This window comes from Streptococcus mitis (genome assembly GCF_946190375.1).
Lineage (GTDB): Bacteria > Bacillota > Bacilli > Lactobacillales > Streptococcaceae > Streptococcus > Streptococcus mitis_CJ.
The window spans coordinates 1-19,265 of sequence record NZ_CAMIAF010000012.1; the positions used below are offsets into that span (position 1 = coordinate 1).

16 protein-coding genes are annotated in these 19,265 nt (G+C 38.3%); 12 read left to right on the forward strand and 4 right to left on the reverse strand.

What is annotated here, in order from left to right; all coding sequences use genetic code 11:
* Window positions 1-291: 291 nt before the first annotated feature.
* From rpsD to N8M09_RS06710, 9 genes are all read left to right on the forward strand, one after another.
* Entirely contained in the window at window positions 292-903 is a 612-nt protein-coding gene (gene rpsD / locus N8M09_RS06670) for a 30S ribosomal protein S4 (RefSeq protein WP_000092756.1), read from the forward strand.
* 613 nt (window positions 904-1,516) lie between these two features.
* On the forward strand, window positions 1,517-2,323 hold the full coding sequence (locus tag N8M09_RS06675; RefSeq protein ID WP_261064649.1) for a coiled-coil domain-containing protein: 807 nt from the start codon (window positions 1,517-1,519) through the stop codon (window positions 2,321-2,323).
* Between the two features lie 21 nt (window positions 2,324-2,344).
* Window positions 2,345-3,592 carry a toxic anion resistance protein gene (locus N8M09_RS06680; RefSeq protein WP_261064650.1) on the forward strand — a complete coding sequence of 416 codons (1,248 nt, stop codon included), beginning with the start codon at window positions 2,345-2,347 and terminating at the stop codon, window positions 3,590-3,592.
* A 357-nt stretch (window positions 3,593-3,949) separates the two neighbouring features.
* Window positions 3,950-7,318 carry a type I restriction endonuclease subunit R gene (locus N8M09_RS06685; protein ID WP_261064651.1) on the forward strand — a complete coding sequence of 1,123 codons (3,369 nt, stop codon included), beginning with the start codon at window positions 3,950-3,952 and terminating at the stop codon, window positions 7,316-7,318.
* 160 nt (window positions 7,319-7,478) lie between these two features.
* On the forward strand, window positions 7,479-8,549 hold the full coding sequence (locus N8M09_RS06690) for a bacteriophage abortive infection AbiH family protein (protein WP_261064652.1): 1,071 nt from the start codon (window positions 7,479-7,481) through the stop codon (window positions 8,547-8,549).
* 11 nt (window positions 8,550-8,560) lie between these two features.
* Window positions 8,561-9,802, forward strand: coding sequence for a restriction endonuclease subunit S (locus N8M09_RS06695; RefSeq protein ID WP_261064653.1), 1,242 nt, complete (start codon window positions 8,561-8,563; stop codon window positions 9,800-9,802).
* A 173-nt stretch (window positions 9,803-9,975) separates the two neighbouring features.
* The gene (locus tag N8M09_RS06700) at window positions 9,976-11,577 is read left to right on the forward strand and encodes a type I restriction-modification system subunit M (protein WP_261064654.1); all 1,602 of its coding nucleotides are present in this window, start codon (window positions 9,976-9,978) and stop codon (window positions 11,575-11,577) included.
* Window positions 11,578-11,915: 338 nt separating this feature from the next.
* Window positions 11,916-12,236, forward strand: coding sequence for a tyrosine-type recombinase/integrase (locus tag N8M09_RS06705; protein WP_261064655.1), 321 nt, complete (start codon window positions 11,916-11,918; stop codon window positions 12,234-12,236).
* A 78-nt stretch (window positions 12,237-12,314) separates the two neighbouring features.
* Window positions 12,315-13,598: a hypothetical protein gene (locus N8M09_RS06710; RefSeq protein ID WP_261064656.1), complete on the forward strand. Its 1,284-nt coding sequence runs from the start codon at window positions 12,315-12,317 to the stop codon at window positions 13,596-13,598.
* Window positions 13,599-13,686: 88 nt separating this feature from the next.
* On the opposite strand, the gene rpmG is transcribed toward N8M09_RS06710, so the two are convergent.
* The 4 genes from rpmG to N8M09_RS06730 form a co-directional block, all read right to left on the reverse strand.
* Window positions 13,687-13,836 (reverse strand): 50S ribosomal protein L33, encoded by a 150-nt coding sequence (rpmG, locus tag N8M09_RS06715; RefSeq protein WP_001265622.1) that lies wholly within the window; start codon window positions 13,834-13,836, stop codon window positions 13,687-13,689.
* Window positions 13,837-13,851: 15 nt separating this feature from the next.
* Window positions 13,852-14,034, reverse strand: coding sequence for a 50S ribosomal protein L32 (gene rpmF, locus N8M09_RS06720; protein WP_000290417.1), 183 nt, complete (start codon window positions 14,032-14,034; stop codon window positions 13,852-13,854).
* 151 nt (window positions 14,035-14,185) lie between these two features.
* Window positions 14,186-14,386: a type II toxin-antitoxin system antitoxin gene (locus tag N8M09_RS06725; RefSeq protein ID WP_000796544.1), complete on the reverse strand. Its 201-nt coding sequence runs from the start codon at window positions 14,384-14,386 to the stop codon at window positions 14,186-14,188.
* A 2-nt stretch (window positions 14,387-14,388) separates the two neighbouring features.
* Window positions 14,389-15,396: an SPFH domain-containing protein gene (locus N8M09_RS06730; RefSeq protein ID WP_261064657.1), complete on the reverse strand. Its 1,008-nt coding sequence runs from the start codon at window positions 15,394-15,396 to the stop codon at window positions 14,389-14,391.
* Window positions 15,397-15,587: 191 nt separating this feature from the next.
* Here N8M09_RS06730 and N8M09_RS06735 point away from each other — a divergent pair, with 191 nt between their 5' ends.
* The 3 genes from N8M09_RS06735 to N8M09_RS06745 are packed head-to-tail and all read left to right on the forward strand — an operon-like array spanning window position 15,588 to window position 19,265.
* Window positions 15,588-17,618, forward strand: coding sequence for a BglG family transcription antiterminator (locus tag N8M09_RS06735; RefSeq protein WP_261064658.1), 2,031 nt, complete (start codon window positions 15,588-15,590; stop codon window positions 17,616-17,618).
* 3 nt (window positions 17,619-17,621) lie between these two features.
* A complete protein-coding gene (locus tag N8M09_RS06740; RefSeq protein WP_261064659.1) occupies window positions 17,622-17,906 on the forward strand; it encodes a PTS sugar transporter subunit IIB in 285 nt (94 codons plus the stop codon).
* 12 nt (window positions 17,907-17,918) lie between these two features.
* On the forward strand, window positions 17,919-19,265 hold the full coding sequence (locus N8M09_RS06745) for a PTS ascorbate transporter subunit IIC (protein ID WP_261064660.1): 1,347 nt from the start codon (window positions 17,919-17,921) through the stop codon (window positions 19,263-19,265).

The window sequence follows — 19,265 nt, forward strand, 5'->3', positions numbered from 1 at the left end:
TAATTCCACCATAAAAATCCGTTTTAAACTAATTTCCACTTTGGCAAGGCAAGTGGAAGTTACTTTGAGAAGTTACCGTAGTGAAAATAAAGCTTAAAACCCCTTTACAAATCTAGCCATTCATGGTAGAATGGATTTTGTGCGAAATATCAGCAGGAAAGCATGAAGCTCGTCAACAGGTGTCTTATGATAAGTAACCTTGGCTGTTTAGGCGAAGGGCATCTGCACGAATCAGGGCTTTCTAAGTGACTATTTCCACCGAAATATTATTTATATCAGGAGGACATTCACATGTCACGTTATACAGGACCATCTTGGAAACAAGCTCGTCGCCTTGGCCTTTCACTTACAGGTACAGGTAAAGAATTGGCACGTCGTAACTACGTACCAGGACAACACGGACCAAACAACCGTTCAAAATTGTCAGAATACGGTTTGCAATTGGCTGAAAAACAAAAACTTCGTTTCACTTACGGTGTAGGTGAAAAACAATTCCGTAACTTGTTCGTACAAGCTACAAAAATCAAAGGCGGAATCCTAGGTTTCAACTTCATGCTTCTTTTGGAACGTCGTTTGGATAACGTTGTTTACCGTCTTGGTCTTGCGACTACTCGTCGTCAAGCTCGTCAATTCGTAAACCACGGTCACATCCTTGTTGACGGAAAACGTGTTGATATCCCATCATACCGCGTAACTCCAGGTCAAGTGATCTCAGTTCGTGAGAAATCATTGAAAGTTCCAGCAATCCTTGAAGCAGTAGAAGCTACTCTTGGACGTCCAGCATTTGTATCATTCGACGCTGAAAAATTGGAAGGTTCATTGACTCGTTTACCAGAACGCGACGAAATCAACCCAGAAATCAACGAAGCACTTGTCGTTGAATTCTACAACAAGATGCTTTAATTTTAAGAAATATCTTACAGAAAGCCTACAACAGTGGGCTTTTTGTTTTGTCTTAAAATGTTGATCTCTGGGTTTGTTTAGAGATTTGCTAGTAAGGTTATTGGTGTATCTGAGTCTATCTATGCCAATAATGACGCGATGTTGATGATATAAATCTGGTATGATATAATATTTTGGCCCCCTCACTTTAATGAAGGGAGGTGTTATATATGCTAGAGTTATTTTCCCTTTTTCTAGCTCCGTTACTTGTTAACTTACTATCTGAGCTTTTCAAGCTATGGATAAAGAGACGTAGCAAGTAGCATTTAACCCTTTTAGAGGGTAGCAAAAAACCCCATCGGTGGTACGGTGGGGCTTTTTTAGTTATATATGCTAGAAGCATTATTTTCCCTTTATGCTTTCATTCTAACACACCCCCTCTGATTTTTCAAGCTTTTGTTTTGATATTTTCCCAGAGTGTGTTTGTGGTTTGAGTCCGCTTCACTGAAATTAGCACACACGCTTCTAGCCTCCATTCTACAGCAAAGAAATCAACTCTTTTCTAGGGGATTTCCGCCCTCATTTTGCTCTTTTGTGCTAAAATAGACTTATAAATTGAAAATAAGGAATGTTTATGAAATCAGGTAATGGTTTTTGGAAAGGCTGTCTCTATTTTTGGGGCTTCTTGTTCTTATTGGGCCTGTTGGTCCAATATGCTCTTCCGCTTGCGGCTTGTGTCCTGCTAGGCTATGGTGGTTATCGCCTCTATAAACGTTGGCGCTATCCTCTTTTGCAGGATCGTTCGCTCGACGATCGGATTGAGCTTTTAAAAGCTCGGATTCGTCAGGCGGACAAAGATATTCAGCAGTTAGAGGGAGTCTTGGTAGAGAAAGGTTCAGAGTCCTATAAGAGTCTGGCCAATCAAGTATTAATCGAACTGCGGGAAATCCATCAGGAGGCGGATCGTCTCAAGTCCTATATCGATGCTGATGTCTATAATCGTATTGATAAAAAGGTTCGTACAGTAAGGGCAAACATCGATGTTCAGCTAGAACGTTTGGATAGAGAAAGTCAGGTAGACCTTGAAAATGCGGAGCCAGAGGAATTAGCTCCAGAATTATCCCAGACCTTGGCTAATATTGCCATTGACCATCAGGCCATTTTAGACAAGATTGCCACTTCTGCCGAGGGGGATAAGGAAGAATTGACTGCCATTCATAGTTTGAAGATGGAGAAATTCCAAACGATTCTAGAAGGTTATTTAAAGATTAAGGCCAATCCGAAGAACTATAATCGGGCAGAAGAACGTTTGCAGCAAGCTAAAGCAGCTATCGAACAATTTGACCTTGAGCTGGACCAAGTCTTGAGAGAACTCAATGAAACAGATATGCGTGATTTTGATATCAGTCTGCGTATCCTAGAAAAAGATCGTAAAGAATAGGTTAGAAACAAAGGAGTAACCATGACAGAATTTAATTTTGATATTGACCAGATTGCCAATAATACGGTAGCTAAGGTGGATAAAACAACCCAAATCATCGAGACCAATACTGGCTCGGACAAGACCTTGACCTTCCTTGAAAAGTTGAGCCCTGAGCAACAAGAAGGGATCAAGGCGCACGTGCCCCAGCTAGTAGACCAGTTTGTTACCAATCAAAATTCTCTTTTGGATTTTGGCCAATCTGCTGTAGAAGGTGTGAACAATACGGTCAATCGTATCTTGTCAGAGCAAAAGAAACTGCAGATTCCCCAAGTGGATGATTTACTCAAGAATACCAACCGTGAGTTGCAAGGCTTTGTAGTTAAATACAAGAACGCTGAGATTGCTGAGTTAGAAGAAAAGCCAAACTTTTTGCAACGATTGTTTAACAAGAGTAAAAATACCCTACAGGAATTTTACTTTGATTCAAAAACAGTAGAGCAAAAGCTCGATGGTATGGCAGCCGCAGTGGTCAAGCAAGAAGATGTGCTAGCTCGAAATATCGTCTCTGCTGAGATGTTGATTGAGGACAATACCAAATCTATTGAAAATCTAGTGGGAGTGATTTCCTTTATCGAAGCCAGCCAGACAGAAGCTGGCAAGCGCGCTGCCGAACTGAAAGCTCAAGCTGATCAACTCGATACAAGTACGGTAGAATACCAGACCAAGTCACAAGAATTGGCCCGCATGGCTGAAGTAGTCAATACACTGGAACAACAGCACACTGAGTATGTCAGCCGTCTCTATGTTGCCTGGGCAACAACACCTCAGATGCGCAATCTTGTGAAGGTGTCATCTGATATGCGCCAAAAATTGGGCATGCTTCGTCGTAATACGATTCCAACAATGAAGCTTTCCATTGCCCAACTTGGTATTTTGCAACAATCAATGAAATCAGGTGTCGTGGCAGATGCCATTGTCAATGCCAATAATGCTGCCCTTCAGATGCTAGCTGAAACCAGTAAGGAAGTGATTCCGCAGATGGAACGAATTGCCCAAAGTCCGACAGTCGCTGTTGAGTCTGTTACCAAACTGGCTGAAAGTCTGGTCGCTCAAAACCAAGGTATCGTCGCAGCAATTGAATTGGGACGCCAGAAACGTGCCCAACTAGAAACAACTATCGTCAAGTCCGCAGAAATGATCAACGATTCTGTCAAACTACGCGATGAGAAAATCGTCCAAGCCCTTCTCGACCAAGGAAAGGCCGCCCAGAAAGAAGTACAAGAATAACACACAAGTCCCTTGTAATGTAGATTTGCAGGGGATTTTGCTTGGTCTAGGAGTTTTTACCAACTATCATTAGTGACCAGCAAGTCAGTTTACTCTGAAATAGAGATAAAAGCATGGGAAATCTTTTCCCAAGGAGTCTTTTATGATACAATAGAAGGAAGTAAAGGCGCTGTTTTTTCGATGCCGCAACGCCTTGGATGAATGAAAAGGAAGAGTCCCCATGGTTTTCAGATTTAAGCAAATAACTAGCTTGCATATATATATATATATATATATATATATAAACTCGCGTTTTCATACCCATTTTCAAAACCTACCAATCTTTTTGGTAGGCTTTTTGCGTTGTAGAAATGGGGTATGAACATGGCTTACACCTTATCAAAAGAATTAGAGCAAGAGCTCATCGTTTTAGCACCTGAGTTGCAGGCTAGTTATGCTGCCATCGTAGAATACCTAGAAGCTATCAACCAGAAAGAAGCATCTGGAAGTAACTCTCAGGAACTCCAGAACCAGCTTACTATTCAGCTGGGACGTTTAGAAGATTTGGTGCAGGGCTATATCCAAATAAAGAAGAAACCGCATCACTACCTAGATGCAGATAAAGATCTGACGGCAGCCTATCAAGCCATAAAAGGGACGGAGCAAGATCTTCTCAAAAAATTGCAACATCTCAATCAAGCAGCCTTGCAGGATTTCCATATCAGCCAGAGACTCTCTCCCAAAGATGAGACTGCTATCCCTGTAGCAGGTAAAGCCAAAACCAAACAGGAATTGGCTATCGAGCGGGATTTAATCAATCAGCTGACAAGGGGAGAAAGTCAATGGGTGTATCGACCTGAGCTAAACACGGAGGACCTCCTATGGGGAAACTTTTTTGCCAAGCTGGAAGCTAATAATGTCCGCATTTTGCAAGACCATCCCCTTACAAATTCAGAGAAAAATCAAATCAAAAACCAGCTCAATTTTGTCAACTTTTATGAAGCAGCTAAGTGGATAGCAGGGGAAAATGGCATTGCCAAGGTGCAGGTTCAACGTGAAGATGCTAGTTTAGGAACCATTCGCTTGGAAGTCTTATGGAGAAACAATGTCGCTGGTGGCAAATCCAGCTATGAGGTTGTCAACCAAGTCATCACAGGCGGAGAAGGGATTCGCCAGCGCCGTGGGGATGTGACTTTGCTAATCAATGGTCTGCCCATGATTCAAATCGAACTGAAAAGCCGTTCTCATCCTTATATGGATGCTTTTCGTCAGATTAAGAAATACGACCAAGAAGGACAGTTCAGAGGTATTTTTTCAAGTCTGCAGATGTTTGTCGTCTCTAATGTCACAGACACCCGCTACATCGCTGCTGCCAAATCCAACAAGCTAAATGAACGCTTCTTGACCAAGTGGGTGGATAGTGAAAATAGACCTCAACCTCAACTATTTGACTTTGCTGAGTCTGTCTTGTCCATACCGAGAGCCCACGAGATGGTCATGCAGTATTCTGTCATTGATGATGATAAGAAGTCCTTGATTTTATTGCGCCCCTATCAGGTTCATGCTATTGAGGCCATCCGTGAAGCCAGTCGCAAGCGCCAGTCAGGCTATATCTGGCATACGACTGGTTCAGGAAAGACCCTGACCTCCTATAAGGTTTCGCGCAATCTGCTCCAGATTCCATCTATCGAAAAGACCATCTTTGTGATTGATAGGACAGACCTCGACCAGCAGACGACCAGTTCTTTTCAGTCTTACGCAGAGAACGATATGATCGATATCGACGAGACCGATGATACACAGGAATTGGTTAAAAATCTGGCTTCTGATGATCGCCGTGTCGTTGTGACGACCATCCAGAAAATCAATGCTATGATTCGTCAGTTTGATGAAGGACGTCACCAAAAGGTTTACAATCGTATCAAGCAACTCAAACTAGCCTTTGTCGTCGATGAATGCCATCGCGCAGTGACTCCTGAACGCCAGCGCCACCTAGAGCACTTCTTTACAAATTCTCTCTGGTATGGATTTACAGGGACTCCTATCTTTACGGAAAATAAACGTGAACAAAAAGGAGACCTTGCTCAGACGACCGAAGAGCAGTACGGTGACTGCCTCCACCAATATACTGTCAAAGAAGCCATTCATGACAAGGCGGTTCTTGGCTTTAATGTAGAGTATCAAACAACCATGCCTGGTTGGGCAGAAGATGAGATTGACGAGGAGCGCTATGATGACGAAGGCCACATGCTTGCCGTTTTAGACGCCATTCTCAATCGCTCAAGACGCAAACTCGGCTTCCAAAATGGGGTAGGAAAAACCTATGAAGCCATTTTGACCGTCAAAAGCATTGCCCGTGCACAGGCCTATTATAACCTGATTAAGCAAGTCAAAAATGGAGAGAAGTCTTTAAGCATCTCGGAAAATGTTAAAAAGGTCTTACCAGACTTTCCTAAGGTTGCCATTACCTATTCTGTGACAGAAAATGAAGCAGACTCCTATGTCAACCAAGCCTACATGGAGGAGAGTTTAGAAGACTACAATGCCATGTTTGGTACCCACTTTAGCTTAGCGACCATTGCTTCCTACAATAGTGACCTCAATGACCGTCTGGCCCGTAAGAAAGAACGCTTTGCCTTCCGTGAAGAGCAATTGGACCTTGTTATCGTGGTGGACCGCTTGCTGACAGGCTTTGATGCCCCTTGTCTATCGACTCTGTTCATGGACCGTCAGCCCATGAAACCCCAGCATATCATTCAGGCCTTTTCACGAACCAATCGCCTCTTTGATGAAGGTAAGAAATTCGGCCAAATCGTCACCTTCCAAACGCCTGACCGCTTTAAAGAAAAGGTGGATGAAGCTCTGAGCCTCTACTCAAATGGGGGTGAAACTAGTGTCTTAGCCCCAGAATGGCAGGAGGAGAAGGCCAAGTTTCTTGAGAAGGTTCATCAACTACTAGCCATCGCTCCAAGTCCAGAGCAGGTGCCTGATTTGGATACAGCGACAGATGCAGAATTAAAACGCTTTGCCAAGGCCTTTCAAGAATTTGACAAGCTCCTATCCTCTATACAAGTCTATTCGGACTATGATGAGAAAGTCATCCTCAGAGAGATTGGTCTCAGCCTAGAAGATATCGAGAACTTTGCCGGCCAGTATCAAAATGTCATCGAAGAGCTCCGCAGACGCAGAAAAGAAGACCAAGAAGATGAAGGTGTCCTACTGGATATCGAGTATGAGCTAGAATCCATCCGCACCGACGAGATAAACTATCACTATATCCTCTCTCTCATCCAAGCTTTGATTGAAAATCGGGAAAACCTCATTGGTAAAAAGGAAAAGAGTCTGGTAGATAACTATATCGAAGATTTGAACAAATTCAATCCCAAGTTATCAAGCCTCATCTCCAAACTCTGGCAGAATGTCCAAGCTGATGCCAAGAGCTATCAGGGTCAGTCTGTAACCCATAAGTTGGATGAGATGATTGAGCTAACAACTCAGAAAAAGATTCGTGAAACGGCAGATTATTGGCAGATAGGAGAGGATGAACTTCAGTTCGTAGTGGACAACTACCGTATCGGACGCGACAAGCAAAATGGTGAAAAAGCCATCACTGAGTCTCAGGACTATCTGGCCTATAAGGAAGCCCATGGAGACAAGGCACTACCAAAACTTAAATACAAAAAAGCCCTCAAAGAGGACTATATGCGCATGATTTCAGAGGATATCCTACCACTAAGGGGGAGATAAAATGCTGATTTACTTCTTCTTATTTGCTAGATGTTTAACTTTATCTTGTCAAATCCTACCTTCTATTGTTTCAAAATAGGTAAAATTGAAGAATAGACATCAAAAAATAAAATCTAAAGTGTAGAAATAAGAAAATGGAGTAAAAGAAAGAAGGAACATTATGGAAAAATTATTTATTATTGGAAATGGGTTTGACATGGCGCATGATTTAAAGACTAATTATCTATATTTCAAGAAGTTCGTTTATCAGCAAGCTTATGGGAAAGATGATTTATTAGAGTCGTTGCAAAGTGAAAATGCCATAAAATTATATCTGAATAGAATTGATGAAGAAATATTGCTAGAAGAAATAGAAGATTATAGTATTTCTGAAATGCAAATGGGACCAGATGGGGAAGACCTATATCCAGATGATGTAGATTTGTATAAGTTGTTGTACCAGTTAATGGGTCAAATTACAGAAACTGAGAAATTTTGGTCTGATTTTGAAGCGAAATTAGCAGATTTTAATAAAGTGTCTATTGATACCATGGATTTTCTGGATAGTGATGGCGATTTGAATGGTTCTTTGATGGCTAATAATGCTAATGAGTTAGGAGAAACTCTAGCTAAATATATAGATTATTCTTTAAATAAATTATTTAAATTGTGGATAGAAGAAACATATTCTGATTGGAAGGATAGAATTCTGACTAAAGGTGAAGAATCGCACTCTAAATTATTAAAAGGTATAATTTTGGAAAATTCTGATGCATTATTTATCAATTTCAATTATACAAAAACGTTAGAGGATTTATATAGAATTCCTGAAGAGCAAGTTTTTCATTTACATGGAGTTATTGGTGGGGAAAAATTTATTTTTGGACATGGTTTTGATGATGAAGTAAGTGATTTCAATCCTCTAGATGTAGGAGCATATCTTGAAGAAGTTGTTATAAAGTTAAAGAAACCAGTTGACAATGTATTGTCTAATTACAATGAACTTTTTGAAAGATTATCTTCTGTCAAAGAAATTTATTTCATCGGTTTTGGAATTCGTTCAGAACAAAGATGGGTAGACAGTCCATATTTAAAAGCAATATTTAAGGAGGCTCCAAACGCAGATATTTTACTTGATAGTTATTACCGATTTGGAAATATAGTACAAATAAAAAGAACTCTGAAAAAATTAGGCGCAGATAAAGCATATAAACTAAGATTGATAGATACAAGGGACAATCAATTGTTATAAGGAGGAGCAATATGACAAAGAAACCAAGCTATCGCTTTACAGACTATGATGAACCTTGGTCTGAGAAGAAGTTGGGTGAGTTAGCTGATATAGTACGTGGAGCTAGTCCAAGGCCAATACAGGACTCTAAGTGGTTTGATAAAGAAAGCGATGTAGGATGGTTAAGAATTTCAGATGTTACAGAACAAGATGGAAGAATTTATAAACTAGAACAGCGTATTTCTAAGCTAGGACAAGCAAAAACAAGAGTTTTATTTGAACCTCATCTACTTTTAAGTATTGCGGCTACTGTAGGTAAACCTGTAGTTAACTATGTTAAAACTGGCGTTCATGATGGTTTTTTAATTTTTTTAGTACCTAGATTTGACCAAGAGTTTCTTTTTCAGTGGTTAGATATGTTTCGACCTCAGTGGCAAAAATATGGCCAACCGGGAAGCCAAGTAAATTTAAATTCAGATATAGTGAAAAATCAGGCAATTTCCCTCCCCTCCCTCCCCGAGCAAACTGCCATTGGTTCTTTCTTCCAAGATATTGACCAGCTTATTAGCCTTCAACAGCGTAAGTTAGAGGTGCTCAAAGAGCAGAAGAAAACCTACCTCAAGCTCCTCTTCCCAGCCAAAGGACAAACCAAACCAGCCCTTCGCTTCGCAGGATTTGAAGATGAGTGGAAGGAAGTGAAGTTAGGGGAAGTGTTTGATATTGTTACTGATTATGTAGCCAATGGGAGTTTTGAATCTCTAAGAAATAATGTGAAAACTTATGAAAAAGATAATTTCGCATACATGATTAGATTACAGGATGCCTCAAATAGTTGGAAGGGACCATGGCTTTATACAGATGAGAAAGGTTACAATTTTTTATCTAAGAGTAGATTGTTTAAAGATGACATATTGATGTCAAATGTAGGGACAGTTGGGAGATTTTTCCAAGTTCCTGAATTAGATAGACCTATGACGTTAGCTCCCAATTCCGTACTCATACGAAGTACTTCAAGTAATAATCAATTTTTATATTTTATGATGCTGACAGCAAATATTCAAGATCAAATTACTATGAGAAAGACACCAGGTGTACAAGACAAAATAAATAAGACAGATTTTAAAAAGGTAATTGCAACTCTTCCCTCCCTTCCTGAACAAGAAGCAATCGGTTCTTTCTTCCAAGACCTAGACAAGGCCATTGCCAAGCAAGAGGAAAAAGTCAACCAGCTCAAAGAAAGTAAACAAACCCTACTCAGAAAAATGTTTATCTAAGATACCAAGACCGTCAAAAGCCCAGTAAAAATAGGAAACTGGCGCAGTCTTCGATGAAAATCAGACAGTTTATCTTTTTTACCCAGCTTTTAGGTCGTGTTCAATTATCTAAGATACCAAGACCGCAAAAAACTGCACTAAACGAATGAAAGTAGAAATTGATAGGAGACCCTATGTCACAAACAGATTTATCAAGAGAACTCTACCAATCCCTCTGGAATGCCGCGGATATCCTGCGTGGCCAGATGGAAGCCAATGAATACAAGTCCTACCTCTTGGGCTTGATTTTCTACAAGTACCTATCCGACAACATCCTCCAAGCTGTCTGTGATAACTTGGACGAGACCTTTGAGTCCTTCCAGCAAGCCCAGTTTCTCTATGAGGAAAACTTTGCGGATGCAGATGTCCGTGAAGACCTCATCGAGGTCTTAAATGACGAGCTAGGCTATGTGATTGAGCCTTCTCTGACCTTTACCAAGCTGGTTCAGTCTATTCACGAAGGAACCTTCCAGCTAGAATCTCTAGCCCAAAGTTTCCGTGATATCGAGCAGGCCAATGAAAAATTTGAAAATCTTTTCGAAGATATTGACCTCTATGCGAAAAAGCTAGGCAACACCCCACAAAAGCAAAACAAGACCATCTCTGAGGTTATGAAACAGCTCAACGACCTCAATGTCTCTGGTCATGCTGGTGATATCTTGGGTGATGCTTATGAGTACTTGATTGGCCAGTTTGCCAGTGATTCTGGGAAAAAGGCTGGCGAGTTCTATACACCTCAAGCAGTTTCTCACCTCATGACTCAGATTGTCTTTGCAGGGTGGGAGCATCAAAAGGGGATGTCGGTTTATGACCCGACTATGGGTTCTGGTTCTCTCTTGCTCAATGCCAAGCGCTATAGTAAGGAAGCTTCGACGATTTCTTACTACGGTCAAGAGTTGATTACTTCGACCTTCAACCTTGCGCGCATGAACATGATGCTTCATGGGGTCGCGATTGAGAATTATCACCTCAGCAACCACGATACTTTAGACGAAGATTGGCCGACTACCGAGCCGACAGACTTTGATGGGGTTTTGATGAACCCACCTTATTCACTGAAGTGGTCAGCAGATAGTGGCTTCCTGCAAGATCCTCGCTTTTCAAGTTATGGAGTTCTTGCACCTAAGTCAAAAGCAGATTTTGCCTTCCTTCTTCACGGTTTTTACCACCTCAAGCATAATGGTGTCATGGCCATTGTCCTTCCTCACGGAGTTCTCTTTCGAGGGGCAGCCGAGCAAAAGATTCGCCAGCACCTGCTAGAAGAAGGCGCTATTGATACAGTTATCGGCTTGCCAGCAAATATCTTCTACAACACCTCTATCCCGACAACTATTATTATCCTTAAAAAGAATCGCACCAATAAGGATGTCTTCTTTATCGATGCCTCAAAAGAGTTTGAAAAAGGGAAAAATCAAAACAATATGACCGAAGACCATATTGCCAAGATTTTGGAGACCTATCAAAAACGCGGGAATGTCGAGAAGTTTGCCCATCTAGCCAGCTTTGAAGAGATTGTCGAAAATGACTATAACCTCAACATTCCACGCTATGTCGATACCTTTGAGGAAGAACCCGTAGTTCCCCTAGTCGATCTCGCCGACCAGCTCGCAGAGATTGATAAAGAGATTGGAGAGGTAGAAACCAGACTCGCACACATGCGCAGCCAACTAGTAGGCACAACACCAGAAGCCCAAGCAGAATTAACCGCCTATCTCGAAAAATTGAAAGAAATTTAGAGAGTAGGGGAAGAATGAAAACATCTCGTATAAATTGTACGAGGTGTTTTTGGATTTCACCTGTATTACACATCATGTATAATACAGGTGAAAAATGATGCTATGGGTTAAGTAGAGTGCAGTAGAGTGCAGTAGAATGCAGTAAAGTGCTAAAATTACCTGATTCAAATCAGTTTTACAAAAAAAGATTGTAGTACGAGTAGAGTTTGAATTGAAATATAAGATAATTAACCAAAAGAAAAAAACGCTTGGAACAGCGTTTTCTTCTGTATTGATTCGTATTGAATGCTTACTTAACTTCTGTATACATAAAGGGGAAGAATCAGCAGGGGAGTCCATTGTATCATACAGAAATTTCAATGTTTTTAAGAGGAGGAACTAGTCAGTTTGCAAAGTATAATAAGAAAAGTGGGAAACCCTATAAGGATATTGACGACCTAGTCGATTTTGGTAGACCTGTTCACATAGTTCCACATATGTTCCGACACAGTTTTGTTTCAGTCATGGCTGATAAGAATGTAAGCCTAAACGTTATTCGAAAGTTTGTAGGACATTCAGAAGATAGTAGAGAGATAGAAAAAATCTATCTTCATGTCATGCAAAAAGGAAAACATAAGATTGAACAAGCCATGATAGATTTAGCTAAAATCATAAAATGAGTAATAGTTGTGGTTGTTGATTCAGTTTCATTCAAAAAATGATATGATAGTGATATAAAGTATCAATTAGGTGTAGGTATGATAAATAGACAAGCTAAGAAGTTTTTTGATTATTATTTAAAAATAGTTGCAACAGAAGAATATCAATCTGATTATCAAAGACATGAGCAGGAAGGATTAGAATTTCATAAAAAGTACATTGAAGAAAAACATCCCGAATGGAGGATACGGACAGACTATTTTGATGAATTCTCAATTGGCGAGTTTATTATTTTAGATACACTTTCAAATGAGGGTGTTAATAAATTAACGAAGCGTTTATATTCGTTGCCAAAGTCGAAATTTAAAGTGAAAAATTATTATAAAAAACCTACTATATTTAAAAAATACGACTATGTCCATTTAGAATATTTAAGGCATGGAGTCGGAATTTTTGCTGAAATTGAGATAATTGGAGATAAATTTTTCAGCAGTATTGAAATAAGTTGGACGACGGTAAATAATTATTATGCTATTTTTCAATATAGATTTCATTTCAAACAAGTATTGACAGAGTCTAATCTTCAATTATTTATTTCTGATAATATCAAAAACTTGAGTAAAAAAGATTACATTAATTGGTATATTCTGGATGAAGAGGACGATAAGCTTAATTATCTAGCTATTGATCAGATGACAAATGAACTTCCTTCTTTGATATGTCAACATTACATAACTACGTTTTTATATAGCGAAAATGGGAAAATGAACAAATTAATTAATCTAACAGTTGCTTTTCGAAAAGACAAAGTTGATATAGATAAAATATACTTCGGGGATATTAGTTATAGTTTATATAATAAAAAAGGCAATTACTACATTTCAAATAGTTTTAATGATAGTGATTATGTTCTATACTCAGGAAATAATTTCATTCCTAGATTTAGTATTTTAGGGTCTATATCGCAATATGGGAACGAGCTCTATTACTTATTATTTGGAGAGCGAGAGCTTCACATTTTTGAAAGAGATTTTTCGAAATATGTATCAGGAAGAAAGAACATAATGTTTAATAAGAATTTTTTAAACCTTTTGAAAAAGATACAAAGCCTATCGGAGTCAGAAAACAGGATAGATATTTCTAATTTTAAAAAAGACTTTGAAGATTCTTGGACTATATTTGTATCAAATGACGAAGTTCAGCTAGAAAATTTATTTCATAAAAATTTGTTATATTATCGAAATGTAATTAAAGAAAATTATTCCTATTTGAATATGCTTACAGAGATAAATTACACAAAGACAAATACCATAAGTTCTATCGTTGCTACGATAGTCTCCATCATTGCTACCATTATATCTGTTATTGCACTCCTAAAGTGATATAATCAGTTAAAATTCAGTTATTTTGCTAAAATTAAAATAAAAAAGCCTTTGAAATGTTGATTTCATAGGCTTTTACTGTGTTAAATTACTTCACTTCTGTAAACACAACGTGTTTGCGAAGTTTTGGTGAGTATTTCTTCAATTGAAGACGGTCTGGAGTGTTACGTTTGTTTTTAGAAGTAAGGTACAAGCGTTCACCAGATTCTTTGTGTTCAAGTGTAATATTTACGCGCATGGTATCTCCCTCCTATTATTCAGCTGATGCAGCTTTAGCGATTTTACGTCCTTTGTAGTATCCTTTAAGTGATACACGGTGAGAACGTGAGTAATCCCCAGTAGTTTCGTCAAAGTTTACAGATGGAGCTGTTACTTTGTAGTGTGTACGACGTTTGTTTTTCTTCGCTTTTGAAGTGCGACGTGCAGGTACTGCCATTTTGATTTCTCCTTTAGGTATTTATATTCGATTCAATCTACTGATTTTCATCAACCATACTAGGATAACACATTTTTTTTGTAAAGTAAAGTTACTTGACAAAAAAAGATGAAAAAATTCTCCTGTCCGACCCAGCAGACAGGAGAAGGTGTTAAATATCAATCTCAAATGGTTCGTCAATGGTTTCTGACACGTATTTTCCGTCTTTCTTCCGTTGCTTGACACATTCTGTGAGGAGATATTCGATTTGCCCATTGACTGAACGAAAGTCGTCTTCTGCCCATGATGCGAGTGCAGCGTATAACTTTGTTGAGAGTCGAAGGGGGATCTGCTTTTTTTTAGCTTCAGCCATCTTTAGTAAAGACTTCCTGTGTTGACAATTGGTTGTGCATCATGATTGCCGCAGAGGACGACTAGGAGATTTGAAACCATGGCAGCTTTTCGTTCTTCGTCAAGTTCTACCAATTCCCCTTCATTGAGACGTTCTAGTGCCATTTCAACCATACCCACAGCGCCGTCTACAATCATCTTACGGGCATCAATAATGGCAGATGCTTGTTGACGTTGAAGCATGACAGCAGCAATTTCTGGAGCGTAAGCTAGGTAAGTAATACGTGCTTCAAGGATTTCCAAGCCAGCATCCTCAACACGACTTTGAATTTCCTCACGAATACGGTTAGCTACAATTTCACTAGAGCCACGAAGACTACCTTCATCTGCTTGCCCGTCACCTGTAGTATCTACATTAGGAGACACATCGTAAGGATAGATGCGGACAATATTACGCAGGGCGCTATCACATTGCAATGAAAGATATTCTTTGTAGTTATCAACATTGAAGACTGCTTTGGCTGTATCGACAACTCTCCAAGTTACCGCGATACCGATTTCTACAGGATTTCCTAGACAATCATTGATTTTTTGACGGGAATTACTTAAGGTCATAACCTTGAGGGAAATCTGTTTCTTGCCAATTTCAAGGTTTACATCATTGCCATTTGATGATTTCATCCCTGAAAAAGGAGATTTCGTGCTAACGTCACCACTTTGTCCAAGTCGAGTGTGGTTTGCAGGGTTAACTGCTACGCTGAAGGGATTGACAAAGTAAAAACCAGGTTCTTTGATGGTACCTGTATAGTTACCAAAAAGAGTCAAAACCAGAGCTTCCTGAGGTTTGACAACTTTTAAACCAGCATGAGCTAGGACTGCAATTAGGCTTAGTAAAAGTCCGATAATAATTCCAAAAATGTTTTCCGAACCAGCCCCCATTATAAATATAAAGACACCAAGTACGAGTGTCAACTCAATGAGAATCAATGCGAATACACCATTTGGTTTTGAATTGATGAGTTTTTCAGTCATAAGAATGACCTCCTGTTATTTGATATCTAAATGATATCACTTTGTTTTTAAAAGTCAATAGAAAGTTGAAAAATAATTACTAAAAAGTTTCAGCCCAATAATTACTTGTAGGAGGTGAGATTATATTGTGCTGAAATACTCTTTTATTCTTATAACTTTTACACTATAATTGTAGTTAGAAAGGAAGAGAAATGTTTGATTATAGAGCACTAGTTATTTTGATGACTTTGATGGATCATTGTGAGCTATCATTATATGAATTATCTGTTAAGGTGAGCTTACCTATAAAGGAAGTCAAAGAAGGAATAGATTATTTAGTGCCTTATCTAGCTAATAAAGGGATAGTGCTGGATAAAAAACAAGGTCGCTATAGTTTATCAAATCGTACGAAGCAGTCTTTGACAGATATTATTAAGTCGGATGAATTGGTTTTACCAAAGTCGACTCGCTTAGCATTAATCTATCTTTACACTTTTTGCCGATTAGATTTTATATCGAATAATCATTACCAAGACTTTTTGAAAGTAAGTAAGAATACAACCTTATCTGATATTCAATCATTAAGAAAGATTATGTTAGATAATGATTTGGAGCTAGGGTACAGTAGAGCAAAAGGTTATACTTTACACGGTTCAGAGTGGAATAAGCATCGTTTAGCTTTTCAAATGGTTAGTGAGCTGCTGGAATCCTCCATAGGGATTTGGGGTTTGGATTATGTTTTATCCAGTTGGGGGTATTCATTAACTTATGATTTGATTGATCAGGTGGTTAAAGATTATTATGAAAAGCTACAGATAGTACCTATTGTTAATCAATTAAAAGTTTGTCTTTTTGGGTTAGTATTCATTATATGTAGGTATCAAAGAGATGTTGAAAGAGTATATCTTTCAGAGACATTAGTATCTCCTATTATTCAAGATATAACGACTATTTTATTGGATACAGTAGTTGATTTGGGAATTATAGATACGGTGTTTTCAGAGGATGATTATCGCTATATCACAGTTTTATTATCAAGTTGCTTTGAAGGTGAAGTAGATGTTGCTCCGGTTTATTTTAATCAATTAACAGAGGCTATTATAAGTAGAATGGAAGATATTTCTTTGTTACATTTTAAACAAAGGGAAGTATTGAGAGAAAATCTTCGCCGCCACCTTATACCTGCTTACTATAGATTAAAGTTCGGCTTACCTAGTTCAAATGAATATGTGTTGCATGTTAAAGAACATTATCCTGATTTATTTGAACTAGTAAAAGATTCTTTGACTCCCTTGATGGACGCTATTGACAAGCCCATACCTGATAGTGAAACAGCATATTTTGTTATCCATTTTGGAGGTTATTTAAAGAAAGCAGATACTTTGCCTCAAAAATGTTATAAAGCAGCAATTATCTGTCCTAATGGGATTAGTTCTTCATTGATGTTAAAAGAGAATCTATTAGCATTATTTCCTCAAATTGAGTTTATAGGAACCTCAAAGATTGATGATTTACAGGCGAAAACTAGTAGTGACTATGATATGGTTTTTTCTACTATAAAGGTGGAAACAGAGAAGCCAAATTATCTAGTTTCTGTTATGATGACGGAAGAACAAACAACGCAGTTAGTTGAATTGGTATCAAAAGATTTCCCAGATACAGGTTATCGAGATATTGAGCTTAATCAGATAATTAGCATAGTAAGACGATATAGTATAATCACACAAGAATTAGAGTTAAAATTAGCATTAAAGAGGTATCTCTATCAAGAAATGAACAGAAAGGAAGTGTTACCATTGTTAGAAGAATTAATTACAAAAGAAACTTATCAGGTTAGTTCGAAAAAATTAGGATGGAAGGAGGCAATTCGTTTAGCAGCTAAACCGCTTTTGGATCAAGATAAGATAACTGAGAACTACCCTGAGGCAATGATTCAAAAAGTAGAAGAGTTTGGGCCTTTTATTAATTTAGGGAAGGGAGTAGCAATTCCTCACGCTCGACCAGATGAAGGTGTGAATGAAATAGGAATGTCAATGTTAGTTTTGGAAGAACCGATTTATTTATTGGATAATCCAGAACAAGAGGTAAGATTGTTGATTTGTATTGCAGCCATTGATAATGAGAGTCATTTAAAGGCTTTGTCACATTTAACAACAATTTTAAGAGATAAAAATCATGTTCAAACTTTAATATCATCAAAAAACTATGATGACATTGAAATGATAATTAAACAGGAGGATTAGATAATGTTAAGAATTGGTACAGCTTGTGGTTCAGGATTAGGTTCAAGTTTTATGGTACAGATGAATATTGAATCTGTATTGAGTGATTTGAATGTTTCAGATGTAGAAGTTGAACATTATGATTTAGGTGGAGCAGATCCAAATGCAGCCGATATTTGGATTGTTGGTCGTGATTTAGCTGATTCAGCTAGTCATCTTGGAGATGTTCGTATCTTAAATAGTATTATTGATATGGACGAGCTACGAGAATTAATTACTAAAATTTGTGAAGAAAAAGAACTTATATAGGAGGCTAGAGTCATGATGAAGTTCATATTGGATATTGTTAGTACACCAGCTATTTTAGTAGCTTTAATTGCAATCTTAGGATTAGTTCTTCAGAAGAAGAAATTACCTGATATTATTAAAGGTGGAATTAAGACTTTTGTTGGTTTCTTAGTTGTATCTGGTGGTGCAGGAATTGTACAAAATTCTTTGAATCCATTTGGTACCATGTTTGAACATGCTTTTCATTTATCTGGAGTTGTACCAAATAATGAAGCAATTGTAGCTGTAGCTTTAACAACATATGGCTCAGCTACTGCAATGATTATGTTTGCAGGTATGGTATTCAATATCTTAATTGCTCGTTTTACTCGATTCAAATATATCTTTTTAACAGGACACCACACTCTATATATGGCGTGTATGATTGCGGTCATTTTATCAGTTGCTGGCTTTACAAGTTTGCCTCTTATCTTACTAGGAGGATTAGCACTCGGTATTATTATGAGTATTTCCCCAGCATTTGTGCAAAAATATATGGTTCAATTAACTGGAAATGACAAGGTGGCTTTAGGTCATTTCAGTTCTTTGGGATATTGGTTGAGTGGTTTTACTGGTAGCCTTATCGGTGATAAATCAAAATCAACAGAGGACATTAAATTTCCAAAGAGTTTAGCTTTTTTACGTGATAGTACTGTTAGTATTACTTTATCCATGGCAGTTATTTACATTATTGTAGCTATCTTTGCAGGGTCAGAATATATAGAAAAAGAAATCAGTAGTGGTACAAGTGGTCTAGTTTATGCTTTACAATTAGCAGGTCAATTTGCAGCAGGGGTATTTGTTATTTTAGCAGGTGTTCGCCTTATTTTGGGTGAAATTGTTCCAGCCTTTAAAGGTATTTCAGAGCGTCTTGTACCTAATTCAAAACCTGCTTTGGATTGTCCGATTGTTTATACTTATGCACCCAATGCAGTTCTAATTGGATTTATCTCTAGTTTTGTTGGTGGTTTAGTAAGTATGGCAATTATGATTGCTTCAGGAACGGTTGTCATCTTACCAGGCGTTGTGCCTCATTTCTTCTGTGGAGCGACTGCAGGTGTCATTGGGAATGCATCTGGTGGTGTTCGAGGAGCCACTATTGGAGCATTTTTACAAGGTATTTTAATTAGTTTTCTTCCAGTCTTTTTAATGCCAGTTTTGGGAGGACTTGGTTTCCAAGGATCAACTTTCTCAGATGCAGATTTTGGTCTATCAGGAATTATTTTAGGAATGTTGAATCAATTTGGCTCACAAGCAGGCATTATTATTGGTCTTGTTCTTATTCTAGCAGTTATGTTTGGAGTATCCTTTATTAAAAAGCCATCTGCAAAGGAGGAATAA